The sequence below is a fragment of the Streptomyces europaeiscabiei genome, assembly GCF_001550375.1.
GTDB lineage: Bacteria > Actinomycetota > Actinomycetes > Streptomycetales > Streptomycetaceae > Streptomyces > Streptomyces europaeiscabiei.
On the sequence record NZ_LRTR01000327.1, the window covers coordinates 1 to 6520 of the forward strand.

The following is a 6520-nucleotide window of genomic DNA, read 5'->3' on the forward strand; positions in this document are numbered from 1 at the left end:
GCTTGAGCAGGGCCCAGGGCCCACGCGGCCCCGTAGGCATCGCGGCCGTCACCTCGGTGCCGGCCTCGGACGCGGCCTCGGCGGCCGCGCGGGCCACCGGCAGGAAACCCTCGCGGCGGCTGACATCCGGCCGCTCCTCCTCCGGCCAGAGGCCGAGCGCCGCGCAGACCGTCGGCAGGAGCGCCATCGCCGCGGTCGCGTACCCCTCCGCGGAGGGGTGGTAGTTGTCGGGGCCGAACAGCTCGCGGGGGTTCTGTTCGAACTCGGGGCCGAGGAGGTCGCCCAGCGACACGGTGCGGCCGCCCTGTTCGACGGTTCCGATCGTCTGGGCGGCCGCCAGTTGACGGGAGGCGCGGCGGGCGAGCCAGCGCAACGGTTGCTGCACGGGCTCGATCGTGCCGAGGTCGGGACAGGTGCCCACCACCACCTCTGCCCCGGCGGTCCGCAGACGCCGTACGGCCGCCGAGAGGTGGCGCACCGAGCGGGTCGGGGGCATCCGGTGGGTCACGTCGTTCGCGCCGATCATGATCACGCAGACGTCGGGGACCTGGACCGGATCCTCCAGAACCAGCACCACCTGCCGGTCGAGGTCGTCCGACTGGGCGCCCGGCAGCGCGACGTTCCGCAACCGCACCGGGCGCTCGGCCACCGCGGCGAGCCCGGAGGCGATGAGGGCGCCCGGCGTCTGCCGGGCCCGGTGGACGCCCTGGCCGGCGGCCGTGGAGTCGCCGAGCATGACGAGCCGGAGCGGGGGATCGTCGGGGGCGTCGTACGTATTGCCGTACGAGCTGTACGCACGGCCGTACCGACTGCCGTACCCGCGGCCGTAGAGGCCCTCCGCGCTCGGCGGATGCGGGCTGTGTCCGTTGCCCACCACCCGCTTGGCCATCCGCACCTCGGCCAGCAGCACACCCACGGCGGCCGCACCCACCAGTCCGATGCCACCACCGCCGTAAGCCGCGCCCGCCGCGATGCGCCGGGCCACCCTCGCCCTAGACATGCTCGACATACGTCGCCGCCACCTCCTTCTAGCCGTACACCCACTCATTGCCCCGTACCGGCCCTCGGCCAATCCCGACGGGAGGTGAACAGGGAGGAGAAGAGTGAGAGCGGGGGCTTAGGCTGGCGGAACAATACGACATCCCTTTTTGCAGCTCCGGAGACAACGGTGCAATTCCACGACTCGATGATCAGCCTCGTCGGCAACACCCCGCTGCTGAGGCTCAACAGCGTGACCGAGGGCATTCGGGCGACCGTCCTGGCCAAGGTCGAGTACTTCAATCCCGGCGGTTCCGTGAAGGACCGCATCGCGCTGCGCATGATCGAGGCGGCGGAGAAGAGCGGTGAACTGCAGCCCGGCGGCACGATCGTCGAGCCCACCAGCGGAAACACGGGGGTGGGGCTCGCCATCGTGGCCCAGCAGAAGGGGTACAAGTGCATCTTCGTGTGCCCCGACAAGGTGAGCACCGACAAGATCAACGTGCTCCGGGCCTACGGGGCCGAGGTCGTCGTCTGCCCGACCGCCGTCGACCCCGAGCACCCCGACTCGTACTACAACGTCTCCGACCGGCTGGTCCGTGAGACGCCCGGTGCCTGGAAGCCCGACCAGTACTCCAACCCCCACAACCCGCTCTCCCACTACCACTCGACCGGCCCTGAGCTGTGGGAGCAGACGGACGGGCGGATCACGCACTTCGTGGCGGGCGTGGGGACCGGCGGGACCATCTCCGGCACCGGCCGCTACCTGAAGGACGCCAGTGACGGCCGGGTCCAGGTCGTCGGCGCCGACCCCGAGGGGTCCGTGTACTCCGGCGGCTCCGGGCGGCCGTACCTCGTCGAGGGCGTCGGTGAGGACTTCTGGCCGACCGCCTACGACCGGACCGTCGCCGACGAGATCATCGCGGTGTCCGACAAGGACTCCTTCCAGATGACCCGGCGCCTCGCCAAGGAGGAGGGCCTGCTCGTGGGCGGCTCCTGCGGCATGGCCGTCGTCGCCGCGCTGAGGGTCGCCGAGCGGCTCGGCCCGGACGATGTGGTCGTCGTCCTGCTGCCCGACAGCGGGCGCGGCTACCTCAGCAAGATCTTCAACGACGAGTGGATGGCCGACTACGGCTTCCTGGAGGACGAGGGGCCGAGCGCGCGCGTCGCTGACGTCCTCAACGACAAGGAGCACGGCGCCATCCCCTCCCTCGTCCACATGCACCCGGACGAGACGGTCGGTCAGGCGATCGAGGTGCTGCGGGAGTACGGCGTCTCGCAGATGCCGATCGTGAAGCCGGGCGCCGGGCACCCGGACGTCATGGCCGCCGAGGTGGTCGGGTCCGTCGTCGAACGGGAGCTGCTGGACGCCCTGTTCACCCAGCGCGCCTCGCTCGACGATCCGCTGGAGAAGCACATGTCGTCGCCGCTGCCGCAGGTCGGCTCCGGTGAGCCCGTCGCCGACCTGATGTCCGTGCTCGGTACGGCGGACGCGGCGATCGTGCTGGTCGAGGGCAAGCCGAAGGGTGTCGTCAGCCGGCAGGACCTGCTCGCGTTCCTCGCCAAGGGCGGCGTGAAGCAGTAGGAGCACCGGATGCGGTGAGAGCGCCGGTCGGGGGGACGAATACCCGCAAAGGGCTCTCCGCGTCGAAAGTTTGCCTGAGGCGCGCGTTTGACTTCGCAAAAGTGGTACGAGCGCGTCACGTCCGCGCAGCACTCGCTTAACACGGGTCGGGCAGATTAGTGGGTGTCGGCAGGGCGGGAGCGGCTCCCCGCCCCGGCCGACGACCAAAACGGCGCCAAGGACCTCCGGAGCGGCTCCCGGACCTCCATGGACGCCAAGGACGCGTAAGCCCGGTCCTGACCCGGCCCGCGTCCCTCGCGGGGACCGCCGTCGTCCCGCCCCCCTTCACACGGGGGTGCGGCGGTCCCCGCGCATAGCCCTTCCTCTTGCGGCTGAACCGCCGCCGCTCTCGCGGACATGGCCGGTCGCCGTCGTGGTTCCTCGATCGATGGGTGCGGTGCTCGTCGCCGAAGGACGAGTCACTCTTCCCAGCCCGAGTCCCCGCTCTTGCCCCCGCGTCGGCGCAGGGCCGAGGAACCGCGCAGGGCCCACGCCATGTTCACGCCCACGATGCCCGCCCAGGTGACGAAGAGGCCGGGGAGTTCGGCCACGCCGCCACCGATGCCGGAGAGAGGGATGGCGACGACGAGGGAGACGACGCCGAAGCCGTAGCGTTCGCCCCAGGTGTCGCTGGACTTGGGGGAACGGCTGCCACGGGCCACCACCATCTGCTGCTCGGCGACCTGACGCCGGACCCGGCGGTCCACCGCGCCGTCGATGCGCTGGTCGACCTTCTCCAGGAACGACTCGACGAGCGCGGACTCGTAGTCCTCGCCCAGCTCTCTGCGGGCGTGCAGGGTGGCGGCGAGTTCCTTCTTCAGCTCGGGGTCCCCGAGCTGTGCGTCACGGGCATCCATACCGGTCATGCCGTTCACGGTAGGGAGCCGGGGGCCGCTTGACACTGGGGTTAGCCCCCCTGTTGCCCCACTGGTTCTCCCGCACGCCCGCCCGTCGGTTGCGCCGGCCGAGACCGCTGAGCCGGGCGTCGGCCGAGACCGCTGAGCCGAGCGTCGGCCGGACCAACGCCCGCTTCTCGTGCAGCGGCGGCGAACGGACACCCGTTGAGGAAGCATTTCCGGCGACCGCTCTCACCGGCATCTCTTGCCCCGCCTGTATAACCTCATGCAGAGTTCTCGGTGTCTGAATATTCGGTGTCTGCTCGGGGCTGGAGGCTGCGGGTGATGTCCTCTCGGATCGTGGGCGCGTCGGACGCCCCCGCCGTCGCCGTGGCGGCCGTTCCGGCCGGTCTCGTCGTCCTCGACGGGCATGCCGTCGGTGTCGCCGATGTCGTACGGCTGGCAGACGGGACCGCGCGGCCCGTGCCCGGCAGCGAGGCGATGCGGCGGGTCGAGGAGTCCTGGGACGCGGCCCGCCAGATCGCGGCGACCGGACGCGTGTACGGCCGCTCCACAGGCGTCGGCGCCAACCGCAGCGAGGACGTGCCCACCGAGGCGGCCGCCGAGCACGGTCTGCGGCTGCTGCGCAGCCACGCCGGGGCCATCGGGGAGGAGCTGCCCGCCCGGCAGGTACGGGCCATGCTCGCCGTACGCGCCAACCAGCTGCTCGCGGGCGGTGCCGGACTCCGGCCGAGCGTGGTCACGGCGCTCTGCGAGGCGCTGGAGAGCGGCGCGTACCCCGTGGTGAACGAGTTCGGGTCGGTCGGGACGGGCGACATCGCGGCGCTGGCCCAGATGGGGCTGGCGTTGGCGGGGGAGCACCCCTGGCGAGGGCCGGGAGCGGGAGGGGAGGCCGGGGCAGGGTTCGCGTCCGGCTCCGGTGTCCCCGAGGCGCAGCCGCTCGACAACAACGACGCCCTCGCACTGATCAGCAGCAACGCGCTCACCCTCGGACAGGCCGCGCTCGCGCTCCACGAGTTGCGCGGGCTGATCGCTGCCACCCAGGTCGTCGCCGCACTGTCACTGCTCGCCGTGGACGGCTCGCACGAGGCGTACGCGGCGCCCGTGCACCTCGCGCGCGCCCACCGGGGGTCGAGCGAAGTGGCCCGGCGGATGAGGGAGTTGATCGGGGCGGCCGACCGGCCCACGCCCCCGCTGGGCCGGATCCAGGACCCGTACGGCTTCCGGTGCCTGCCGCAGATCCACGGGCCGGCGCTGGACGCGGCGGACGCGCTGGAGGGCGTCCTGGAGGTCGAGATCAACGCGGCGGCGGAGAATCCGCTGATCTGCCCCGAGGACCTGGCCGCCTACCACCACGGCGGCTTCTACCAGGCACAACTCGCCCTCGCCCTGGACCACTTCAGACTCGCCGTGACGCAGGTGGCCCGGCTGTCGACGTCCAGGCTCTCCTCGCTCAACGAGCCCGCGTACACCCGGCTGCGCCCCTTCCTCGCCGACCACGAGCCCGCCTCGTCGGGCGTGATGATCCTGGAGTACGCCGCCGGGGCCGCCCTCGGTGACCTGCGGGCCTTCTCCGCGCCCGCGTCGCTCGGTCACGCTGTACTCTCCCGGGGCGTCGAGGAACAGGCCAGCTTCGCCTCGCTCGCCGCACGGCAGACGCTGCGCGCGTGCGGCGCGTACCGGCTCGTCGTCGGCTGCGAACTCGTCGCCGCGGTAAGGGCCCTGCGCCAGCGGGACCTGCGGCCGGATCCGGAACTGCCCGTCGGGCGGGCGCTGGAACTGGCCGAGACCGTGCTCGACGCGGACCCGGCCGACCGGCCGCTGACGGCCGACGTGAACGCGGCGGCCGTACTGCTCGATCGGTTCACCGAGATCTGGACGGACGTCCGGACGGACCCGCCAAGGGGGAGCGCGTCATGAGCGCGGACAAGGGCACGGGCGTGACGGACAGTCCCGCCGCGCGGCTGCAGGCGCTCTTCGAGGGGCACCGGCTGACGCCCACGCAGCGGCGCATCGCCCACAGCATGGTGCGGCGGGCGGCCGACGTGCCGTTCCTGTCGAGCGTGGAGCTGGCGGAGCTGGCCGGGGTCAGCCAGCCGTCCGTGACGCGCTTCGCGGTGGCGCTGGGCTTCGACGGCTACCCGGCGCTGCGCCGGCATCTGCGGGACGTCGCGCCCGCCGAGCCGGCCCCGGACACCACCGCGTACAACGAGTACCAGCAGGCCGTCGAGGCCGAGATCGAGAACCTGCGGCATCTGGCCGAGGTGCTCGCCGATCCCGGCCCGGTGGCACGGGCCGGGCGACTGCTGGCCGCCTCCCGCCCGCTGCCGGTGCTCGGACTGCGGGCCGCGGCCTCCCAGGCGTACGGCTTCGCCTACTTCGCCGCCAAGGTCCACCCCGACGTACGGCTGCTGCACGAGGGCGGCAGCATGCTCCACGACCGCGTCGACGCGGCCGTACGGGCGGGCGCGACCGCCCTGCTCTGCTTCGCGCTGCCCCGGCATCCGCGCGAGGTCGTCGAAGCCCTGGCGTACGCCAAGGAGGCGGGGCTGTTCGTCGTCACCGTCGCCGACTCCGCCTTCGCACCCGTCGCCAAGGTCTCCGACCTGCTGCTGCCCGCAGCCGTCGGCACCGGGCTCGCCTTCGACACCGCCTGCGCCCCGATGCTGCTGGGCCGGGTGCTCCTGGAGGCCATGTGCGACGACCTGCCGGAGGCCCAGGCCCGCCTGGAGGAGTTCGACGCGAAGGCCGCGCAGCGGAGCCTGTTCGTGGAGTAGCCCTTCCGGTCGGGTGGGGTTCCCGATTCTCAGGCGCGTTTCACGTTCGCTGGCTATCGTGCCCGCGACTGTCGTACACCTGGGACCACAGGAGGCGGGGAGAGTGGCGCGCGGAGGGCAGGGGCTTGCTCGGGTGGCCGTGGTGGTGCGGGCCGGGGCGGCCCCGTCGTGGTGGCTGGGAGTGGTCGCGGCGGGGGTCGGAGTCCTGCTCCCGGGGCTGACCGGGCGGCGGATCGGGGTGCTGGCCGGGGCCGTGCTGTTCCTCGTCGCCGCCGGCGCGGTGG

At 72.4% G+C, this 6520-nt stretch carries 5 protein-coding genes and 1 pseudogene; 4 read left to right on the plus strand and 2 right to left on the minus strand.

Annotation, left to right across the window (positions count from 1 at the left end):
• Nucleotides 1-1009, minus strand: a 1009-nt coding sequence (locus AWZ10_RS15965) for an SGNH/GDSL hydrolase family protein (RefSeq protein ID WP_208618507.1), incomplete at its 3' end; no start/stop codon positions are given.
• Between the two features lie 159 nt (nt 1010-1168).
• Here AWZ10_RS15965 and AWZ10_RS15970 point away from each other — a divergent pair.
• Complete coding sequence (locus AWZ10_RS15970; RefSeq protein ID WP_046708512.1) at nt 1169-2563, plus strand: cystathionine beta-synthase; 1395 nt, start codon at nt 1169-1171, stop codon at nt 2561-2563.
• 458 nt (nt 2564-3021) lie between these two features.
• On the opposite strand, the gene AWZ10_RS15975 is transcribed toward AWZ10_RS15970, so the two are convergent.
• On the minus strand, nt 3022-3459 hold the full coding sequence (locus AWZ10_RS15975) for a hypothetical protein (RefSeq protein WP_078935664.1): 438 nt from the start codon (nt 3457-3459) through the stop codon (nt 3022-3024).
• Between the two features lie 324 nt (nt 3460-3783).
• On the opposite strand from AWZ10_RS15975, the gene AWZ10_RS15980 reads away from it, so the two are divergent.
• From AWZ10_RS15980 to AWZ10_RS47720, 3 genes and pseudogenes are all read left to right on the plus strand, one after another.
• Nucleotides 3784-5379, plus strand: a complete 1596-nt coding sequence (locus tag AWZ10_RS15980) for an aromatic amino acid ammonia-lyase (protein WP_205576527.1) — start codon at nt 3784-3786, stop codon at nt 5377-5379.
• On the plus strand, nt 5376-6236 hold the full coding sequence (locus AWZ10_RS15985) for a MurR/RpiR family transcriptional regulator (protein ID WP_046708340.1): 861 nt from the start codon (nt 5376-5378) through the stop codon (nt 6234-6236). Before AWZ10_RS15980 ends, AWZ10_RS15985 begins: the two co-directional genes overlap by 4 nt.
• A gap of 103 nt (nt 6237-6339) precedes the next feature.
• Nucleotides 6340-6520: pseudogene (locus AWZ10_RS47720) on the plus strand (hypothetical protein); the annotation flags it as partial.

What these genes read in the sequence shown, in the direction of transcription:
- AWZ10_RS15975 (WP_078935664.1), bottom strand. Translation starts at nt 3,459, where the DNA reads ATGGATGCCCGTGACGCACAGCTCGGGGACCCCGAGCTGAAGAAGGAA.
- AWZ10_RS15980 (WP_205576527.1), top strand. Translation starts at nt 3,784, where the DNA reads ATGTCCTCTCGGATCGTGGGCGCGTCGGACGCCCCCGCCGTCGCCGTG.
- AWZ10_RS15985 (WP_046708340.1), top strand. Translation starts at nt 5,376, where the DNA reads ATGAGCGCGGACAAGGGCACGGGCGTGACGGACAGTCCCGCCGCGCGG.